The sequence below is a fragment of the Pseudanabaena yagii GIHE-NHR1 genome (assembly GCF_012863495.1).
Taxonomy (GTDB): domain Bacteria; phylum Cyanobacteriota; class Cyanobacteriia; order Pseudanabaenales; family Pseudanabaenaceae; genus Pseudanabaena; species Pseudanabaena yagii.
The window spans coordinates 19,898-38,991 of sequence record NZ_JAAVJL010000002.1; the positions used below are offsets into that span (position 1 = coordinate 19,898).

The following is a 19,094-nucleotide window of genomic DNA, read 5'->3' on the forward strand; positions in this document are numbered from 1 at the left end:
TAAAATAGAAATGAGAATTTAAAAAATGTTGAACTGGTTATTGGCAAGTCGATTTTGGGCGCTAGTGCGAAAGGAAATTAATCAAATCCTGCGAAATCGCCAACTAATTATTTTGTTGATTGTTCCACCGACATTGCAATTGCTGGTCTATGGATTTGCGCTCAATCCCGATGTGCATTACTTAAAAATGGGCGTTGTCGATTATGCGCGATCGCAGGAAAGCCGCGAGTTAATTTCTGCCTTCACCGAAAATCGAATTTTTACCCTCACAAAAATTCTATCCAGTGAAAAGGAATTAGGACAACAGGTTGAGCAGGGTAAACTCACTGTCGGTATTGTCATTCCGCCTGAATTAAATCGCAATTTGGCAAAGGATCAGTCTTCAGATATCCAAGTATTAATTGATGGGGTGGATGCTAACACCGCAGGCATCACCAATGGTTATGTTAGCCAAATCGTGCGCCAATATAGCTTGAAGCTAACAGGACAGTCCCTCTCGCCTCCGATTGAGACCCATGTGACCTTTCTCTATAATCCGGGATTAGCCAGCAGTTGGTTCTTTGTCCCAGGGGTAATTGGCTTAGTGCTGACCTTGATTGGTTCGATTGTCTCCTCGATTACGCTAGTGCGCGAAAAGGATACAGGTACACTCGAACAACTGCTGATGACCCCATCGGAGCCTTGGGAAATTCTCGTTTCTAAAATTGTGCCCTTATTTGTATTGCTGATGGGTGATGTTTTTCTCGCTTTGAGTCTAGGGAGATTTGTATTTGGCATTCCCTTTCAGGGGAGTTTTGTACTTTTTCTTGCCCTCTCTAGTCTCTATCTCTTTGTGGGTATTGGCGTTGGCATTATGCTGGCGACGGTTTGCCAATCGCAGCAGCAGGTTGTACTGACCACCTTTTTTATTAATCTACCGATGGTGCAGCTTTCAGGAGCGATCGCACCTGTGGAGACGATGCCTGAATTCTTTTATTATCTCTCTTGGCTAAATCCTTTACGGCATTATGTAGCGATCGTGCGGGGCATTTTATTAAAAGGAGTGGGTCTGGAAGCCCTATGGCTCCATGTGGTTTCACTGGCGTTTTTTGCAGTTATCTTACTAACGATTAGCGTCAAAAAATTCCGTAGTCAATTAAGCTAAGCTTCTCTCCATAATAAGATAGAGGTTGCTACCCAAAGAATAGCAACCTCTATCTTATAGACCTTCAATATCGGGGGCTCCTATGATTTTGTAAACTAGGCTGACCTTTGATTGTGAATAGGCAGGAATCTGTAATCGCCAATTGCAAAAACCATTGGCATCAGGCTGAAGGCGATCGCGAGTTTCTTCCTGCAATACCTCGATCTTTACCTTCTCTAGCTCTGACACAGGAACCCTCTCCGTTAGAGCAATTGTGCGATCTTCCTCGCCAATATTTGAGAGGAAGACATGGATCGTATTCGTAATTGTATTCCATTGGGTCAGATGATTTTTCTCACGCTTTTGAGATTCGGTGCGCTGTACCCGCATATTCGCATCAGTTCCCCAGCCGAGCGCAAATTTTTCATTGGGGGCAATAAATCCAACTGTGGTACGACCGATATATTCCGTAGCCCTGACCAGATCGACGGGACCCGCCAAAATCGGATAGATTGCTTGATTGGTTTGTTCGCTTTTGCGTACAACTTGCAAGGCAACTTCAGGCATGAGTATATGCTCAATTGTGGCAGGAGATTGAAATTGGAATAGAGGAATGCGGTAGGGATTACCATCGGAGGGCACATTAGCTTTATGGAGCGATCGAATTGTACGAACTTCACCACCATCATCTACCCCTGGTAAATCAATAGTTGGCGATCGCTGTTCTGTGCCTAAACCAGTAGTTTTGACATTCTGATCGCGCAGTTCGACGGCAATCCGTTTGGACTTTTCGCGAATATTCAGCAAGTCGTCCGATAGTAACGGTGGTTCTGTCCCAAGGGAAGCGCGAGCAGTCGAAAATACCAAATCCACATTGTGCCAGTCTTCGCCCGTATTTTGCCAAACACAGCCATCGGTACGGAAGGTGATCTGAGGACTGTCGCCGATCTGCAATTGCGCTTGGTGATAGGGTCGCCATAGGGCATTGGGAACTACATAATCAAAGGCAAGGCTATATTCCCCTGTTTGCAAAATTTCGAGATCTGCTTCTAGATGAGCGGTATAGATGCTGTCGGGTCTTGCTTCGGTGTTGATGCGTGTGACTAGTCGTGCGATCGCTTCTTGAAGTTGGGCTTGAGCATGGTAAGTATTCAAAATGTCGCTACGAATATCCCGCAAGCGTTGAAAGATCGGCTGCAATTGCGATCGCCATGCCATCGGATCGACCTGTCCCCAAGCAGCATCAACGGGCAATTCCTGCAAAGCCTTCACTAAAATTGTGCCAATTTGCTCAAATTGCGCTTCGAGTTGGTGACGATCTTCGCTGAGGACATGGTAATGCTCGTATTGCGATCGCCATTCAGTTTTTAACTGCTCCACTAATCCTGTGCGATCGGCTTCCTTAATTAACATTCTGCGATGGACGCGCACATCATTGACCCTTGCCCCTGCTGATGTACCGATAAATTCGGCACGGAGAGATTTATCGGACAATACAGGTGCAACTTGCGCTACCTGTACCCGCCATAGTCCTGCGGTTAATATCTCTTTGCCAAGGCGTTGGACTTGGGCGCGATCTTCGAGCAAAGTGACCGTACTAACAGGAGCCTCTAGAGTCAAGGTTTGAATTTCTGCTGCTAACATCTGCTATTCCTCTCTCCGATTACCGTTAACTAATTCATTGTCCACAAAGATCTTGATCGTGTAATCGACATTTAATTCCGTTTCACTACCTGCGGCAACATTGATCTGCCAGCGATAACCACCTTTAATCGGCGCATTGCGTTCCTGCTGCTCATACTTTTCCCATGCGGGAGTGACTTGGGTAACGGTCACATCAACCTTGGCATCAGGTTGTGGTTGCGGAATGCGTTCGCGGACTTCGATTTTTGCTTCTCTTCCTAAGCGATTGGCGATCGCAATTTGGATGTGGTGACGGAGTTCATTAAAGGAAACTAAACTCATGCCCGATCGCATTTCCTTAAAGGAAGTATTTCGCGCCACCTTAATTGCCTGTTCAACACCCAGAGCTAATTCCATTTGACCCTTGGGGGGGACTGTGGCAATTTTGGTCGAGAGAATATATTCTCCATCAACATAGATATCGGCAGCACCAGCTAGCAAGGGCGCTCGTAGAGGATTTCGCAATTGAGCAATACGGAATACATTAGTATCTTCACGAGGTACGACGATGTAACGCAGGTCAATCTCCGCACTTTCTTGGAGCAAGGCAACTGAATGGAACTGTCCATCGGTGGGAATATCCACTCTGCCATTACCTAGATAGGCAAAGTCAAACGCCCCTGCTGTCTGTCTCACATTAATCCCGCCATCAGGTAATCTAGTTTCGCGGCAAGTGGCACGATCAAGGGCAATTTGGAGGATTCTCTCAATTTCAAAATTAACTGTAACTTTCCTACGCTGAAGGGACTCCAAATAGAGCGTTTTCGTATCAGGAAGATTGAGCTTGCCCCTTAGTTCTAGGTTACTTGGTTCCGCTAAACGCATCAGTCCATAATTCTTAATCTCTTCGCGTGGATCAAAAATTGCTGCCGAAATTAAGGTGTCCTCCCTATAGTCACTGATGGGGACTTGACTCTGGGCACTGAGTTCTTGCATACCCATCATTCTCGAGCGTTCTACCGATTGTGGAGCCGCAGCTCTCACTGCCTTCCTCGATATTGGCATAGAAGCTGGTACAGAAATTGGCACAGTAGCAAAAGTCTCGATACTGGAATCATCGTCAAAATCACTCATGTATGGTACGGAACCATCTGATAGTTCTGCATCAAAAAATTCTTGATTGGAACTATAACGTATTTGTTCTAATTCGTATTCTTCATATTCAGCCTGCCATTCTAAATCTCCTAAACGTTCTACTTTCTCAGAGAGATTCGATTTCTGAATATTTTTTAAGGGGGCTACTTGGGGAATCTTAAAATTGGGTAGGTGGAAATTAGCCCCTATGGCATTACGCGCATTTTGTTTTTGATAATCATAGTCGGCAAAGAGCAGCTCAGTTCCTTGTGGAGGATTGCGCCAAGCTTTTTGCGGACTATAAGTTTGCGATCGCCCCAACCTTAACGAAGGTAATTCAGGCAATTCACACCATCCTGTTGGTGTCGCTGTGGACAGTTCGAGTCTGACTCCTGCCCAATCCTCACCTGTACGCTGACAAATCAAAGCACGTACCGCAATCGCAGCTCGATTGGTCGCACTATCGAGGCGGCAAACATAGCTGGGTGTCCATCTTGCCCCATTCACAAAATATTCCACCACGAGTTGCAGGTTAGCGAGGGATGTGGTGGGCTGGCGATCGCTAAGATGAAGATGCGCGATGATCGTCTTGCGGAGTTCATGCTCCTTGGCAACATGGGCATTCGAGGCGATCGCTTGTTTTTGTTGTAAGTCCGCCAGATTTTCCTGCGCTTGACGGAGCTTTTGTGCTAATTCTCGGATTTCTTGGAGCCGTAACTTTTGCTGCTCATCCTTAAAGTTGGCTAAGGCGAGCCTTGCACCTGTGGGGGAAGTTGGTGGTGCTTTGCCCTCCTCTCCCATTGGACGATCAGGAACATTTAATTTCTGCAAAATCCGCGTTTCTAGTTCCAGCGTATTTCGCAAGTCCTGTAAGCGATCGACTTCCACTTGAGCCGCTTGGATTTCTGCTTCTAGGGATGACTGGGTGACTGGCGGCGGCGGTGGCACACTCAAGCCTACCCGCACATCTGTAACGATGATGCTTTGGTCAACTAGGCGATCGCTTGATTCGCTAGTCTCTACGCGCACCCGCACCGAGTCATCATCGAGAGCAAGTGGTAAGCCAACGATCTCGACTGCAATTTTATGGCGATCGGGATTGCGATCGGGAGCATTATTTACACTTTGCTCGGAAATTTGCTCGTTAATCTGGGCCAGTTTTGCTAAGCGCGTGACTGTTGAGCCTACTGCATAGACCTTGACCTTATCAATCTTGGAATTAATTTGGACAATTGACATAATTTTTTTAGGCAGTTTTATGAATTGTACAAATCTTTTCCGTCTTAACTGGCAGTTGTTAACGATATTTTGCAATGTCGTAATCGATGGCGCACACGCCTTGTGCACACAAGTTTCCCTATCTTCGTTTCGATTGTTCTAAGCCCCCTAAATCCCCCAATTCTGGGGGACTTTGAAAGAATTTTACTTTCTTGTTCCCCCAGAATTGGGGGCTAGGGGGCGATTAATTATTGACTTGACTAGGTTTTATGACTTGCTTAACCCAAACTCACGTTAGATCGAAGTGAAAAGGTAAAATCAAGGCATGGATATTATTCTTTGTCATGCAACAGCAGATTTTGACACCCTTGGCGCAGCCGTGGGGGCGGCATGTCTATATCAGGGAGCGCGGATCGTCCTCACGGGTGGTATGCAAATGCCCGTGCGCGAATTTCTCTCACTGCATCGGGATGAATACCCATTAATTGAAATGCGATCGGTACATCCAGAAGTAATTCGGCGATTGATTTTGGTGGATACTCAATTTCCGAGTTACTTAGGCAATGCTGCGAAATGGTTAGAGCTGCCCAATGTCGAAATCCATGTCTATGATCATCATCCTACGAATATCAAACCAACCTTTCAACCGACTTTGTGGTGCGTAGAAGCGGTTGGTTCCACCTGTACTTTAATTATTGAACGTCTACAAGCCCAAGCGATCGCTCTTACACCCTTTGAAGTTACAGCCCTAGCTTTAGGACTGCATGTAGATACTGGTTCTCTGACCTTTGAGCATACAACCGCTAGAGATGCGATCGCTTTAGCATGGTTGATGCAACAGGGCGTGAATTTGAGAGTTCTCTCCACCTATATCGACTATGCAATGTCACCACCGATGCAGGAAGTTCTATCACGCGCATTAGCAGAACTTCCTGCCCATACGGAAACCATTGAAGGCTATCGCATTGCCTTTTGGTCATTGCATTACGAGCAATTTCTTATGGGTCTCTCCAATGTGGTTGAGCATCTCATGGAATTGATCGAAGTTGATGTTTTGATGGTGGTGGCTTGGCAAGTTGATCGGATTAGCTTGATTGGGCGATCGCGTCATGAATTTGCTCAATTACATACACTCATGCAGCGCTATGGCGGTGGTGGTCACGCTTGGGCAGCTTCGGCATCCTTAAAGGTCGTTGATGAGAACTTTGATCTTGTAGGATTAATCGCTGACATCAAACAGATATTGCGCGATCGCCTGCCCAAGATCGTCACCGCCGCAGCACTGATGTCATCGCCCGTGCGGACAATTCGTCCTGAGGCAACGATTGACGATGCTCAGCGTGTGTTGCTGCGCTACGGACATTCAGGACTATCGGTGGTGAATGAACAGGATCAATTGGTGGGGGTAATTTCTCGCCGCGATCTCGATATAGCGCTCCATCATGGGTTTGGTCATGCCCCCGTCAAAGGCTATATGGCAACTACAGTCAGAGCGATCGCCCCTGACACAGCTCTATCGGAAATTCAAGACTTGATGCTGAAGTGGGATATTGGACGCTTGCCCGTGGTCGATCACGACAATCTGGTAGGCATTGTCACCCGCACCGATGTGTTGCGCTATCTCCATCGCCTCACCCCTGAGCCGCAACAAATTGCCCAAGTCCGCGATCGCTTGCAGGTGCAACTCCAAAAATTACTCACACCCCGTTACTGGGATATTTTGCAGCAAGCTGCTAAGGTCGCCGATGCCTTGAATTTGCAGCTATATCTTGTGGGCGGTACGGTACGGGACTTTCTTTTGAATCTCGCCACCGATGATCTCGATTTGGTCGTTGATGGCAATCATCCCCTCGTCACCGATGGCACGGAGCCTGAAGGCTGGGGTGTGAAATTAGCGCGATCGCTACAGGCGATCTATCCTGATACGAAACTGGAAATTCACGGTAAATTCCAAACGGCAGCTCTGACTTGGGCGGATGGTCTGTGGATTGATATTGCTACGGCTCGTACTGAGTTCTATCCCTATCCTGCCGCCTTGCCTGAAGTCGCCGCTAGTTCCATTCAACAGGATCTCTATCGCCGTGATTTTACAATTAATGCCCTTGCCTTACAGCTCAATGGCGCTCAAGCAGGACAGATCCTCGATTTCTTTGGTGGTTTAGAAGATTTAGAACATCGCACCATTCGCGTTTTACATCCCAATAGTTTTATCGAAGATCCGACAAGGATTATTCGCGCCGTCAGATTTGCCGTGCGGTTAGACTTTCAAATCGATCCAAGGACAAGGGAATATGCTCAAGCAGCAAGCCATTTAGTCCAAGGCTATAGTAGCAAGGGGATTTGGTCATATCAAAACACGCGCCTCAAACAGGAATTCCATTATGTGCTCACCGCTAATTACTGGGTGCAAGCCCTCTATCAACTGAATGAATTGGGAGCATTGCATTATTTGCATCCTAGCCTGACGATTACCCCCAAGCTGATCCAGCAATTACAAAGGGTTGGCGCATGGCTGTACCACTTCGCAAGGTTCTATCCTGAAATCGATCGCCATCATCTTTGGCAAGTGCGCCTTGAACTGATGCTGACTCCCTTTCCCGATGCCGTAGAGATTGCCGAGCGCCTACATTTCAATCAAGTGGGCTTGCGTCGTCTCGCCAATTTCTCGACTTTAAGCGATCGCCTGTTGCTAGCAATCACCCCTGAGCTGGCGGCGAGTGAGGTGGTGCGTCTATTAGAGCATCAGAGTATTGTGGAAATAATTATGGTAGCGGCGATCGCTCCTTCACCGATCCGCAAAGTACTATATCGCTATTTCCGTGACTGGAATTTAATGAAGATGCCCCTCGGTGGTGCGGAACTCAAGCTCATGGGCTACAAACCTAGTAAGCAGTATCAAGTCATGCTTGGAGCTTTACGCGATCGGGTGTTAGATGGAGAAATTGGGACACTTGCCGAAGCCGAAGCATTCATCAAGCAACAGTTTCCTCTATAAAGCCGTGAGAGTGACGATGCGAATCCCCATTACTCTTACGGTTATTTTGATTAACTTGCCTCAACGGGAATTTCACTTGCTAAGGCTTGAATATCCTTTGCCTTTTTTTGAAAGACCTGCACAATAGGATCTTCTAGGATGAAACCAGTGTTGGTTGATTCGCCCATTTTGCCAGATATTTCCGCAGTCCAATGACCGTATTTAGCCGTACCCTCTTCTAACCTTTTGAATACCTTAGGTCGCACAGAAATATTAACTATACGTTCATCACACTTGATCCTAAAAGACTTCCAACCATTTTGATGGGTAATAACATTGGTCGGTACTTGATCAATTTTGATGATTAATTCTAGGTTTCCTGAAGTAAGCATATTGAAATAAGTATGAAATAGGCAGAATATCAAAGTATTAAAATATCAGAGTAAAATATCAAATCTATCGCTTCATCGATAAGCCAATTCGTTTTAAAGATTCATTTACCTCCAAAACACGCACTTTCACCACCTGACCAACTTTAACAATCTGCTTTGGATCGCTAACGAAGCGATCAGCTAATTGCGAAATATGGATTAATCCATCCTGATGCACGCCAATATCAACGAATGCGCCAAAGTTTGCCACATTAGTAATAATACCTTCTATCTCCATACCAATTTTTAAATCAGAGATTTTTTGGATTGCATCACTAAAGGTGGCATATTTAAACTCAGCACGGGGGTCGCGTCCTGGTTTTTCGAGTTCGCGGAGAATATCCCGCAGGGTTGGCTCACCGATCGCATCGGTGACATATGCCTTGAGATTGACCTTTTTTAGCTTGTTGGCGGCTTGAGCAATTTCCGATAGGGGGACATTGAGATCACGGGCGATCGCCTGTACGACTGGATAGCTTTCGGGATGCACCGCCGTATTGTCGAGAGGGTTGTCGCCATTGCGAATCCTTAAAAATCCTGCTGCTTGTTCAAAAGCTTTTGCGCCTAGTTTGGGGACTTTCAGCAGATGGCGGCGATCGCGAAAAGCACCATTTTGATTGCGGTAGGTGATGATATTGTTGGCAACTGTGGGACTTAGCCCTGAGACAAAGGTCAGCAGTTCTTTAGAAGCTGTATTGAGGTCTACGCCGACAAAGTTCACACAACTCTCGACGGTTTCTTCGAGTTTCTTTTTCAGCAATTTTTGATCGACATCATGCTGATACTGACCTACGCCAATAGACTTCGGATCGATTTTGACGAGTTCGGCAAGGGGATCTTGCAAGCGTCTACCAATGCTGATCGCGCCGCGCACCGTGATATCTAATTCTGGAAATTCAGCGATCGCCACAGGACTAGCGGAATAAATCGATGCGCCTGATTCATTCACCATCACTTTGATTGGTGCTTTCTCTAACCCTTGGATTACTTCCATTACAAAGCTATCGGTTTCACGTCCTGCCGTACCATTACCAATGGCAATTAGTTGAATGTGATATTTCTCAATGAGATTTCTCAAGGTACGAGCGGCTTGTTCTCTTTGAGCGGCGGCTTGATGGGGAAAGATGGTTTGATATTCGAGAAATTTCCCTGTCTCACTAATGACGACGGTTTTGCAACCTGTGCGGAAGCCGGGGTCGATCGCGAGGGTGGGTTTCATGCCTGCGGGAGCCGCTAGTAATAAATCCCGTAGGTTGGCTTCAAAGGTTTTAATCGATTCTTCGTCTGCCCAAGCCTTTTTGTCGGTGATTACTGAGGCGATCGCCGAGGCTTTCATGAGGCGATTAAAGGCATCCTTGAGCATATCTTGATAAAAATCTCTGATCGCGGGAGTTTTTGCCCGAATTTGCTGTGACTCTAGATAATGCAATAGATGTTCTTCATCAAAATCTAGATTAAGGGTGAGGATCTCTTCGGTTTCACCACGGAGTAGGGCAAGGAGGTTATGGGGGGCGATCGCTTTGACTTTGGCTTGATAGTCGCGATACATCTCAAATTTGGTGGTTCCCACGGGATATGTGGATTTAATCTGTGAGACAAATAGTCCTGATTGGGTTAAGTAATCGCGGATGTAGGCTCGATATTCAGCGTTTTCGGCAACTTCTTCCGCCAGAATGTCTGATGCACCCTTGAGAGCTTCGGCAGTGGTTTTTACTTGTTCGGATAGGTATTTGGTGGCTTCTTGAATTAATGAGGCGTTGTTGATATTGGGACGATTGTAGGATTTGATTGCTTCGGCAAGAGGTTCTAGTCCCTTTTCCCTAGCGATCGCAGCTCTGGTACGTCGTTTAGGTCGATAGGGTAAATATAGGTCTTCGAGTTCTGTCTTTTGGGTGCAGGCTTCAATTTTGGTTTTGAGGGCATCGGTTAGTTTGCCTTGATCGGCGATCGCTTGAATGATAATTGCTTGGCGATCGCGTAGTTCGGTGAGGTAGCTGTAACGATCTTGCAAATCCCTGAGTTGAATTTCGTTCATTTCCCCTGTGCGTTCTTTGCGATAACGAGCCACGAAGGGAATAGTTGCTCCTTCGGCAAAAAGCTCTAGGGCGTTTTTGACCTGTTCGGGGCGTAGTGATAATTCTTGGGCAATCAGTTGTTCAAGGTTCTGCATTAGTTGTATTAGCGTTTGAACGTTTCTGTAGGTAAGTTGTTGGGATTAAATGTAGGATAGATTAGCGATCGCGTAAGGGACTTGCTATTAATTAAAGTACCTGTGGCTTCGACGCTTCGACAGGCTCAGTGCATCGCTCCGCTCAGCCAACGTTAGCTGAGCGAAGTCGAAGCTAGATAACTTTGTTGGGACATTTTTTATCCGCAAGCCCCTAACCCGCCATTGTTGACTAATAACTGATGTTACGTGGAAGGAATCCTGCGATGGCTGAATTCTCGGGCTGGCACGGAGGCACAGCCCCTACAGTACATAAATTATTCAGGTAGGGGCAATCCCCCCGTGGTTGCCCTGCTAGGCTAGCAGCAAGAAATTCATCATCTGAGTTCCACGTAACATCAGTAATAATTTAATCAAGCCTTCCTACTTATCTAACCTTCAAGAAAGCCTTTGGTTGTAGAAATCAAAATTTTAGCAACAGGATGATTGATTGCTTCTTCGAGTGCGGTAACGCTACCTTCTTTGAGCGCTTTTAAAATTCGCTCTTGAAGTTTGGGATTGTCTTTGATGACCTTTACAGCTTCATCTTTAATGAGATTTTGTCCCTTTTCAGTATTGGGATTATATTCTTCAGAAAGTTGATCAAGTAGCTCTTTGATTTCTTTGGCGGCTTGGGAAAGATTGGCAGAATAGTTGTTATTCTGTATGCCAATGTTGTCACCTGCAATAGTTTGATCGCCTGTGACAACTTGTCCAACTGAATCGTGGAAATTTAAAGTGGTTTCAGAGTTGCTCATAGTTTGCTCTTGTTTTTGATTGACGTAAATGCTAACAGATGTTGAATTTGATGGGTTGCGATCTAATCGTTTATCTTCATCTTCAAACCATTCATATAGCATTGATCTTTCGCCAATATCATCAATTAAGCTTAGTACATTAACATCTTCATAGCTAATGTCACATTCAACAGTATATTTGCGGTTTTCGTAGCGGCGTTTGAGGTTGGCAAATTCGTAGAAATGGGGATTTTGACTGCCTTTACAGGTGTTGCAGTTGCAGGGGATGAGCTTTTGATATTTGTCGGCGAGGCGTTTATACGAATTATGAATTTTGTCGAGTTCGTGGGTGACTACTGTTAACAGGTCGCGTTTGTTTTTGCCTGAGACGCGGATCTTGATTTCGCGTTTGCCGTAGTTTTCGATGACTTCGGCGCGGGTGTTGGCATATTCGCGCTTATGGATGATTACACCGCTACGCCAGACATTTTGAGCTTCGATGCTTTCGTGCATGGCGACGATGAACTGACGCACAAGACCTTTGGGCATGAAGTCATAGGTATAGCGGAGGATCAGGTTTTCGGATTCATCCCAAGCATATTCGGGTTGGTTCTCGGTGAGGAGTTGCGGGGCGATGTAGATGCCCTTATATTGAGGGATTTCGTAGCAGAGTTGAAACTTTTTCATTAGTTCCAATAAGCCGCTATGCATTCCTGTATATTCGTCAGTGCTCCAGATTTGGGCAAGGGCTTTGTTGCTAAAGCGCCCAAAGTTACGGATTACTTCGGGGTTGTCGAGAACAGCATAGGCGGCATCGGTTCCCCATTTGGGTTTGAGGATGACAGTTTGATAGAGGGGAGACATTTCATCGTCTTGGAAATGGAGGCAGATGCCGAGGTCATGGAGATATTCGCTAAGTTGCAATGCATTTTTACGTTCTTTAAAACCGTTGTCCTCACAGATTTGAACATATTCATTGAGACTGATGTAGTTGCGCGGATCGTTCTCTAGGGCATGGCGGACTTTGACCCATGTTTTAGGGAGAGTTTGACCGATGTGGGGGAGCTGGCTGAGTTGATGTTGGGCTTCGCTCAGGATTTTTTCTAAATTGCGGTTATTTGCGAGATTGGTGGCAAAAACATCTTTAAGATTCACAAATTCTCCGCGCAATTGGTTGACGTTAATTTCCCGTTGGCGGTCTTGTTTTTCGTTTTTGATAATCAGAATTGGGCTGTTGTCGCTGAGGAGTTCGATGACGTTGAGCCAATAGTAAAAGTCGGTGTCTTCTTTGCGGGTATCGGCAACGAGGAGATAGAGGGAGCGCTTGGTGAGGAAATATTGATGGGTGGAGTGATAGATTTCCTGTCCACCAAAGTCCCAGATATTGACGTTGAATTGCTTGCCATCGGTGCAGGGAAATGACCAATGTAAGACTTCTATGCCTTTTGTGCTGTCTTCTTCGCAGAGTTGGTAATCGGGATTAATGATTTTGTTAGCAAGGGAGGTTTTGCCTGCGCCGCCTTCACCGACAATTAGGAGTTTTGCTTCGTAGAGATAATCTACACCTTCAGTTTCTATTTGTTTAAAATATTGGCGAATAGCTTCGATGCCTTCTTTTACTACTTCTAAGGGAGGTTCTGTTATTGGATTTTCATCTAAATTTAGATAAGAAAGTTTGGTTAACCTCGTAATCGAGTCGGGAATCGCGCTGAGATGGTTGTTTCTAAGGTCAAGGGTTGGAGATTGGTTAACCTTGTAATCGAGTCTGGAATCTCGCTGAGACTGTTGTTTCTAAGGTCAAGGGATTGGAGATTGGTTAACCTTGTAATCGAGTCTGGAATCTCGCTGAGACTGTTGGAGCTAAGGTAAAGGGATTGGAGATTGGTTAACCTTGTAATCGAGTCTGGAATCTCGCTGAGACTGTTGTTGCTAAGGTCAAGGGATTGGAGATTGGTTAACCTTGTAATCGAGTCTGGAATCTCGCTGAGACTGTTGTTTCTAAGGTAAAGGGATTGGAGATTGGTTAACCTTGTAATCGAGTCTGGAATCTCGCTGAGACTGTTGTTTCTAAGGTAAAGGGATTGGAGATTGGTTAACCTTGTAATCGAGTCTGGAATCTCGCTGAGACTGTTGGAGCTAAGGTAAAGGGATTGGAGATTGGTTAACCTTGTAATCGAGTCTGGAATCTCGCTGAGACTGTTGGAGCTAAGGTAAAGGGATTGGAGATTGGTTAACCTTGTAATCGAGTCTGGAATCTCGCTGAGACTGTTGGAGCTAAGGTCAAGGGATTGGAGATTGGTTAACCTTGTAATCGAGTCTGGAATCTCGCTGAGACTGTTGGAGCTAAGGTCAAGGGATTGGAGATTGGTTAACCTTGTAATCGAGTCTGGAATCTCGCTGAGACTGTTGGAGCTAAGGTAAAGGGATTGGAGATTGGTTAACCTTGTAATCGAGTCTGGAATCTCGCTGAGACTGTTGGAGCTAAGGTAAAGGGATTGGAGATTGGTTAACCTTGTAATCGAGTCTGGAATCTCGCTGAGACTGTTGGAGCTAAGGTAAAGGGATTGGAGATTGGTTAACCTTGTAATCGAGTCTGGAATCTCGCTGAGACTGTTGGAGCTAAGGTAAAGGGATTGGAGATTGGTTAACCTTGTAATCGAGTCTGGAATCTCGCTGAGACTGTTGTTGCTAAGGTCAAGGGATTGGAGATTGGTTAACCTTGTAATCGAGTCTGGAATCTCGCTGAGACTGTTGGAGCTAAGGTCAAGGGATTGGAGATTGGTTAATTCTGCAAGTTCAGGTGGTAAAGTCTTGAGCGGATTACCTAAAACATTTCGTTCAGTAACCAAGCCCAAACCAGCCAAGTAATATTTTCTCTCAGTAATTTTTCCTAAAATCAACCGCTTTAAATTTCTGCACTTAGCAATTGTCACTGGCAATACCTCAATCCCCTTCCCCGACAGATCGAGTTCTTCCCACTCCTCCCGCGCAGCCTGTTCTATAAGTTCTTCTAATTCCGATCGCAACATGATTTCAAGGAAAAAGTAAAAGGGTAAAAGGAAAAAAATTGGGTTGAGGTTGGGGCGATGGCTAGTTAGTGCTAGGTTTCATCAATTTTAGAAAGTAAATCTTGCATCGCAGTTTCTAAAGCAGGCAGCTTGTCAGAAACAACAACCCAAACAATATCTAAATCAATCTCAAAATAATTATGCGCCAAAATATTCCGCATTCCAATAATTTCTTTCCAAGGCACATCAGGAGCCGCTTTCATAGCGCTACAGCCTCCCGCAAAACGCGATCCCTAATCCTTTGCCTTAAACCCTTTTCCGTCACCACATCCACCCGACAACCCAAAAGCTCCTGCAAATCCATCAACAATCCTCCTAAATCCAATAAACTCCGTCCCATTTCCAAATCCACCAAAAAATCCACATCACTCTCCAAATCTGCCTCACCCCTAGCCACTGAGCCAAATACCCGCACATTGCAAGCCCCATACTGTGCAGCCAAATTCACAATTACCAAACGATAATCACGTAAGGTTTCTAAACTTATGGGATTAGTAGTTGTTAATACTTGATAAGTCATAATGCAATTCCCTCACGCCGTACATTATTTGCGAACGAAGCAGAGCGATCGCTAAATTCTTCTAATGACATTGGCATAATCGAAACTAGCTCACCAAACTCCAATAAAAAATGTAAGCGAATATCTGCCATGCGCCTAATTTCTTGAATTGGTAATACTCGATCATGCAACACTACCAAGACATCAATATCAGAATTATCTGTTGCCTCACCTCTTGCTACAGAACCATATAGCAATAAAGACGCTAAGCGATCTCCATACAGATTTTCTAGCTGTATCTTTAGTTCTTGTAAAAGAGATTGTAGGCGATCGCTTTTCATTGTCACTTTCTCCTTACTTGCATTTTTCTACAGTTCCATCAGGCATCGTCGCTCCACAAAAATTTGCACCCTGCAACACCGCACCTCGCAAATTCGCACCCGTGAGATTTGCCCCTGAGAGATTTGCCCGTTGCAAGTTTGCTCCAACAAAATCCGCACCCCGCAGGTCAGACTGACTGAGATTTGCATCCAATAGTCGCGCCCCTCGCAAACGTGCCAAGCGTAAATTGGCTCCTGCCAAGTCTTCACCCCTGAGATTGAGATCTTCGCCGCCACGATTGACGATATCCCAGACGATCCGCCACTTGCGATCGAGCACAGTCTCTTCATTAATGATGCTCTCTCGTAGATTTGCAAGGCGGAGATTCGCTCCTTCCAAATTGGCATCGGACAACTGCGCCCCCGCAAAATCAGCTTCCGTGAGATTCGCCTTCATCAAATCGGCATAGCGTAAATTTGCCTCATTGAACTTGACACGAGCGAGATTACTGCGGCGGAGATTGGTGATAAAGAGATAGGCTTGGGTGAAGTTGGCATCTTCCATATTCATACCAGCCAGATTCGCTTTCTCAAAGTTTCCACCCGATAAATCCGCCGCAACGAGGGTTTGACCATCGAGGCGTTGATTCACGACTTTCCAGACGAGAAACCATTTAGGATCAAAGAAAGTATCACTATCAATTTTGCTCGATCGCAAATCAGTGTGAAATAAATTTGCCCCTGCAAAGGTAGCTCCTTCTAGACTTGCCCCCTCTAGATTGGCTCTGGTGAGATTTACTTCACTAAAGTTAGCACGGCGTAAATTCGCTCTTTTTAAGCGGGAGTTGGTAAAATCGGCTTTTTCTAATTCCGCCAGTCCTAGGTTTGCACGTTCGAGATTAGCATTATCGATTTTCGCTCCATTTAACTTAGCAAATTGGAGATCGGCATTTTTTAAGGAAGCTTGGCTGAGGTTTGCGCGTTCGAGATTGGCATATTTCAGATTGGCTCGAAATAGATTTGCCCCTTCGAGTTTCGCTTCGAGCAAATTGGTATTTAAAAAATCGGCTCCCGATAGCAGAGCAAAGCGGAGATCTGCCCCCAACATATTTGATCGCATAAATTTTGCCCCATCGAGCTTTGCCCCACGCAGGTCAGCTTTGCGGAGATCGGCATCCCTGACATTAGCACCGATCAAATCTGCCCCCGCAAGTCTGGCATCGGGAAGATCGCACTCTGAGCATTCCTTGGTTTTAACCAGTTGATCGACATGGCTTTGATTTGCCGCCAGTACTGAGGTTGCCGTAGTGATGGCGATGATCGTGGAAATAGCGATCGCCTTTTTGATCACTTTTTTGCTCGCCTTTTTGATCGTCTTTTTGCCTATACCCATCCTTTTACTTCCGTATCCATCATTGGTTTTTCGAGTTTAATATATTCAATTTTTGCCGCTTGCAGGATATGTTTCATTTGCACGGGTTCATTGTGATCTGCCGCAATAAAGGCAGAATTGAGGGCAATATTGCGAATATTACCACCCGCCACACTGAGTTTAGCAAGTTTGAGATAGTCAAGATCGAGCGTAGGCGTTTGCTTCGGAAAGGCACGTCGCCAGATTTCCGCTCGTTGCTCAGCATCTGGAAATGGGAATTGCACCACAAAGCGTAAGCGTCTGAGGAATGCTTGGTCAAGGGAATTTTTGAGGTTAGTGGTTAATACGGCAAGTCCGCGATAGGCTTCCATTCTTTGCAAGAGATAGCTTACGCCGACATTGGCATGGCGATCATGGCTGTCTTTAACTTCGGTGCGCTTACCAAAGAGGGCATCCGCTTCATCAAAGAGTAAAATTACGCCTCCACCTTCAGCAGCATCAAAAATCCGCTTGAGATTTTTCTCAGTTTCGCCAATGTACTTATCGATAACGGAACTCAAATCAATGCGATAGACATCAAGCTGTAACTCATTGCCTAAGACCTCGGCTGCCATGGTTTTACCCGTGCCGCTTGATCCTGCAAACAGAGCACTAATCCCTAAGCCACGCCGACTCCTCCCCGCAAAGCCCCATGTTTCATAGACGGTCAAACGTTGGCGCACATGGGCGGCGATGTCATGGAGCACAAATTTTTCCTTGGAAGGCAAAATCAGATCTTCCCAAGTAGCAGTTGTTTCTACTCCTTGGGCAAGTTCATCCAGTCGCGGACGGGATTGCGAACGGCAAGCATTCCACAAAGAATGCTCAAAGGAATGTTCAGTTTCCTGTTGATGCAGACTTTTCGCCTTGAGCGCCGCATTGTAGATATGGGTTGGCGAAAGATTGAAATAGGAAACGAGTTTGGTAATAGAACCATTGAGAGAACTATGGAGATGCTCATCTAGATCGCTGAGGGCATCTTCCCAGAGGGTTTGCTGTTCATGCACAGAAGGCGATCGCACCTCAAAGGTGATGATCGTGCGTTGATGTTGACGACGACGGGTTTGGCTACTAATTAGCATCGGGCATCTGAGGATCTCGATCAGATAGCCGATCGCCATATCTTGATTATGATTTGGCGCTTCATCGCGATCGCAATCTAGCAAAATCGCCATATTGGTGAGGGTATATTCGCGATCGCAGAGCAAAGCAAGGGACTGTAAATTCGTTAAATCTTGGGGTAAGATATTCGCCGATATTTTATAAAGTTTGAGGTCGAGATTGCGGCAAACATTGGCAGCGATCGCTATTTTGCTAGCTATATCTTCACCACAAATCTGTAATACGGGGAGTAGTTCCGATTGATCTTGATTAGCTGCATGTAGCCATGTTGCGATCGCCTGATCGACAATTTGCTGATGGGAGTCAATGGCGACGGAATCCGTTACCAAGGGATCTAACAGATGGAGTAAACGCTCGTCTAAATCCTGTTGTCCCATGAGATAATGCAGAATCCGTTCATTAATCCGTAAAGGACTAGCGGTTAGAGCATTACCTGCACCAATTTCCACTAATTGCCAACGTCGCAGTGGGGCGGCAGGCGATAGTGCCGACCAATTAGGATGCTCTAGCACCGACATTGCTAAGCTAAAGGTGGGATAGTTTTGCTTCGGATCATTAGTAATTGCAGCACAGAGGTTAGCCCATCCTGCATCAAGTTCCATTCCTATACAAAGGATTAAGACTTCTTTCTCAAATTGGGATAGATTAAAACTTTCACATAACTGTTGTAGGTGACTACCTGAGTCCTGTGTGGGGGAATGGAATGCAGCTTGTTTGCCTAAAGTCTCTCCCTGCCGCTCAGCAACTTTTTGCTCTAATATCTGGCGCATTTTCGCGATTTCGCTAAATAGAGCATTTTGATTGAGCTTGTGGGCATTCACTATGGGAGGAGAAAGGGGGGATATGGTCATGACTCCATTACACTCTTGATTAACTGCTCCAGATAAGCGATCGCCTCACGCTCTGACAGCAAGATCACTTCACCCTTTTGCAAAATCTCATATTTGCCACCCCGAAATCCATGCCCCGCAATCAAACCCATTGATACTGCCATATTCCCAACTTCGGTAAGCTTGTTAATGCTCATCGTTTCTACTTCGAGGTCAAGTTGATGCCGAAGGTCTTTGTCATTCATTCTTGTTAATCCTAGCTTTAATGAATTTTTTCTATGATATTGCCATGTAAATTGTGACTTTATCTAATTGCAAATTGCTGTATGATTTCAGCCTATTATTTACTATAAACTTTGGTAATTTGTGATTACTTAAACTTTTTACAAGGCACTGAG

General features: G+C 45.6%; 14 protein-coding genes and 1 pseudogene. 2 read left to right on the plus strand and 13 right to left on the minus strand.

The window, feature by feature from the left end; all coding sequences use genetic code 11:
- The first annotated feature begins 25 nt into the window (after positions 1 to 25).
- Positions 26 to 1,144: an ABC transporter permease gene (locus HC246_RS17010; RefSeq protein ID WP_169364667.1), complete on the plus strand. Its 1,119-nt coding sequence runs from the start codon at positions 26 to 28 to the stop codon at positions 1,142 to 1,144.
- 54 nt (positions 1,145 to 1,198) lie between these two features.
- Here HC246_RS17010 and HC246_RS17015 read toward each other — a convergent pair whose 3' ends face one another.
- Both HC246_RS17015 and HC246_RS17020 read right to left on the minus strand, forming a co-directional pair.
- On the minus strand, positions 1,199 to 2,767 hold the full coding sequence (locus HC246_RS17015) for a mucoidy inhibitor MuiA family protein (protein WP_169364668.1): 1,569 nt from the start codon (positions 2,765 to 2,767) through the stop codon (positions 1,199 to 1,201).
- A 3-nt stretch (positions 2,768 to 2,770) separates the two neighbouring features.
- A complete protein-coding gene (locus tag HC246_RS17020; protein ID WP_169364669.1) occupies positions 2,771 to 5,119 on the minus strand; it encodes a DUF4139 domain-containing protein in 2,349 nt (782 codons plus the stop codon).
- Between the two features lie 304 nt (positions 5,120 to 5,423).
- Between HC246_RS17020 and HC246_RS17025 the strand changes: the two genes are divergently transcribed.
- Entirely contained in the window at positions 5,424 to 8,093 is a 2,670-nt protein-coding gene (locus HC246_RS17025) for a CBS domain-containing protein (RefSeq protein ID WP_169364670.1), read from the plus strand.
- Between the two features lie 50 nt (positions 8,094 to 8,143).
- Here the strand turns inward: HC246_RS17025 and HC246_RS17030 are convergent, their stop codons facing one another.
- The 11 genes and pseudogenes from HC246_RS17030 to HC246_RS17075 form a co-directional block, all read right to left on the minus strand.
- Positions 8,144 to 8,464, minus strand: coding sequence for a fertility inhibition FinO-like protein (locus HC246_RS17030; protein WP_169364671.1), 321 nt, complete (start codon positions 8,462 to 8,464; stop codon positions 8,144 to 8,146).
- Between the two features lie 64 nt (positions 8,465 to 8,528).
- Complete coding sequence (locus tag HC246_RS17035; protein WP_169364672.1) at positions 8,529 to 10,673, minus strand: Tex family protein; 2,145 nt, start codon at positions 10,671 to 10,673, stop codon at positions 8,529 to 8,531.
- 428 nt (positions 10,674 to 11,101) lie between these two features.
- The gene (locus tag HC246_RS17040; RefSeq protein ID WP_211167835.1) at positions 11,102 to 12,601 is read right to left on the minus strand and encodes a COR domain-containing protein; all 1,500 of its coding nucleotides are present in this window, start codon (positions 12,599 to 12,601) and stop codon (positions 11,102 to 11,104) included.
- A 45-nt stretch (positions 12,602 to 12,646) separates the two neighbouring features.
- A pseudogene (locus HC246_RS26995) lies at positions 12,647 to 13,150 on the minus strand (ADP-ribosylation factor-like protein); the annotation flags it as partial.
- Positions 13,126 to 14,475, minus strand: a complete 1,350-nt coding sequence (locus HC246_RS17045) for a leucine-rich repeat domain-containing protein (RefSeq protein WP_169364673.1) — start codon at positions 14,473 to 14,475, stop codon at positions 13,126 to 13,128. The pseudogene HC246_RS26995 and the gene HC246_RS17045, both read right to left, overlap by 25 nt.
- A 71-nt stretch (positions 14,476 to 14,546) precedes the next feature.
- Positions 14,547 to 14,717 carry a HepT-like ribonuclease domain-containing protein gene (locus HC246_RS17050; protein ID WP_169364674.1) on the minus strand — a complete coding sequence of 57 codons (171 nt, stop codon included), beginning with the start codon at positions 14,715 to 14,717 and terminating at the stop codon, positions 14,547 to 14,549.
- Entirely contained in the window at positions 14,714 to 15,034 is a 321-nt protein-coding gene (locus HC246_RS17055; protein WP_169364675.1) for a nucleotidyltransferase family protein, read from the minus strand. Before HC246_RS17055 ends, HC246_RS17050 begins: the two co-directional genes overlap by 4 nt.
- On the minus strand, positions 15,031 to 15,354 hold the full coding sequence (locus tag HC246_RS17060) for a nucleotidyltransferase domain-containing protein (RefSeq protein WP_169364676.1): 324 nt from the start codon (positions 15,352 to 15,354) through the stop codon (positions 15,031 to 15,033). Before HC246_RS17060 ends, HC246_RS17055 begins: the two co-directional genes overlap by 4 nt.
- 13 nt (positions 15,355 to 15,367) lie before the next feature.
- Positions 15,368 to 16,726 (minus strand): pentapeptide repeat-containing protein, encoded by a 1,359-nt coding sequence (locus HC246_RS17065; RefSeq protein ID WP_169364677.1) that lies wholly within the window; start codon positions 16,724 to 16,726, stop codon positions 15,368 to 15,370.
- Positions 16,717 to 18,717 (minus strand): ATP-binding protein, encoded by a 2,001-nt coding sequence (locus tag HC246_RS17070; RefSeq protein WP_169364678.1) that lies wholly within the window; start codon positions 18,715 to 18,717, stop codon positions 16,717 to 16,719. Before HC246_RS17070 ends, HC246_RS17065 begins: the two co-directional genes overlap by 10 nt.
- A complete protein-coding gene (locus HC246_RS17075) occupies positions 18,714 to 18,941 on the minus strand; it encodes a hypothetical protein (protein ID WP_169364679.1) in 228 nt (75 codons plus the stop codon). The genes HC246_RS17070 and HC246_RS17075 overlap by 4 nt, the downstream gene beginning before the upstream one ends.
- Between the last annotated feature and the right edge of the window lie 153 nt (positions 18,942 to 19,094).

Excerpts from the sequence above, each read along its gene's own strand:
- HC246_RS17060 (WP_169364676.1), bottom strand. The coding sequence starts at position 15,354 with ATGAAAAGCGATCGCCTACAATCTCTTTTACAAGAACTAAAGATACAG.
- HC246_RS17070 (WP_169364678.1), bottom strand. The coding sequence starts at position 18,717 with ATGACCATATCCCCCCTTTCTCCTCCCATAGTGAATGCCCACAAGCTC.
- HC246_RS17075 (WP_169364679.1), bottom strand. The coding sequence starts at position 18,941 with ATGAATGACAAAGACCTTCGGCATCAACTTGACCTCGAAGTAGAAACG.
- HC246_RS17035 (WP_169364672.1), bottom strand. The coding sequence starts at position 10,673 with ATGCAGAACCTTGAACAACTGATTGCCCAAGAATTATCACTACGCCCC.
- HC246_RS17025 (WP_169364670.1), top strand. The coding sequence starts at position 5,424 with ATGGATATTATTCTTTGTCATGCAACAGCAGATTTTGACACCCTTGGC.
- HC246_RS17055 (WP_169364675.1), bottom strand. The coding sequence starts at position 15,034 with ATGACTTATCAAGTATTAACAACTACTAATCCCATAAGTTTAGAAACC.
- HC246_RS17065 (WP_169364677.1), bottom strand. The coding sequence starts at position 16,726 with ATGGGTATAGGCAAAAAGACGATCAAAAAGGCGAGCAAAAAAGTGATC.
- HC246_RS17015 (WP_169364668.1), bottom strand. The coding sequence starts at position 2,767 with ATGTTAGCAGCAGAAATTCAAACCTTGACTCTAGAGGCTCCTGTTAGT.
- HC246_RS17045 (WP_169364673.1), bottom strand. The coding sequence starts at position 14,475 with ATGTTGCGATCGGAATTAGAAGAACTTATAGAACAGGCTGCGCGGGAG.
- HC246_RS17010 (WP_169364667.1), top strand. The coding sequence starts at position 26 with ATGTTGAACTGGTTATTGGCAAGTCGATTTTGGGCGCTAGTGCGAAAG.
- HC246_RS17020 (WP_169364669.1), bottom strand. The coding sequence starts at position 5,119 with ATGTCAATTGTCCAAATTAATTCCAAGATTGATAAGGTCAAGGTCTAT.
- HC246_RS17030 (WP_169364671.1), bottom strand. The coding sequence starts at position 8,464 with ATGCTTACTTCAGGAAACCTAGAATTAATCATCAAAATTGATCAAGTA.
- HC246_RS17050 (WP_169364674.1), bottom strand. The coding sequence starts at position 14,717 with ATGAAAGCGGCTCCTGATGTGCCTTGGAAAGAAATTATTGGAATGCGG.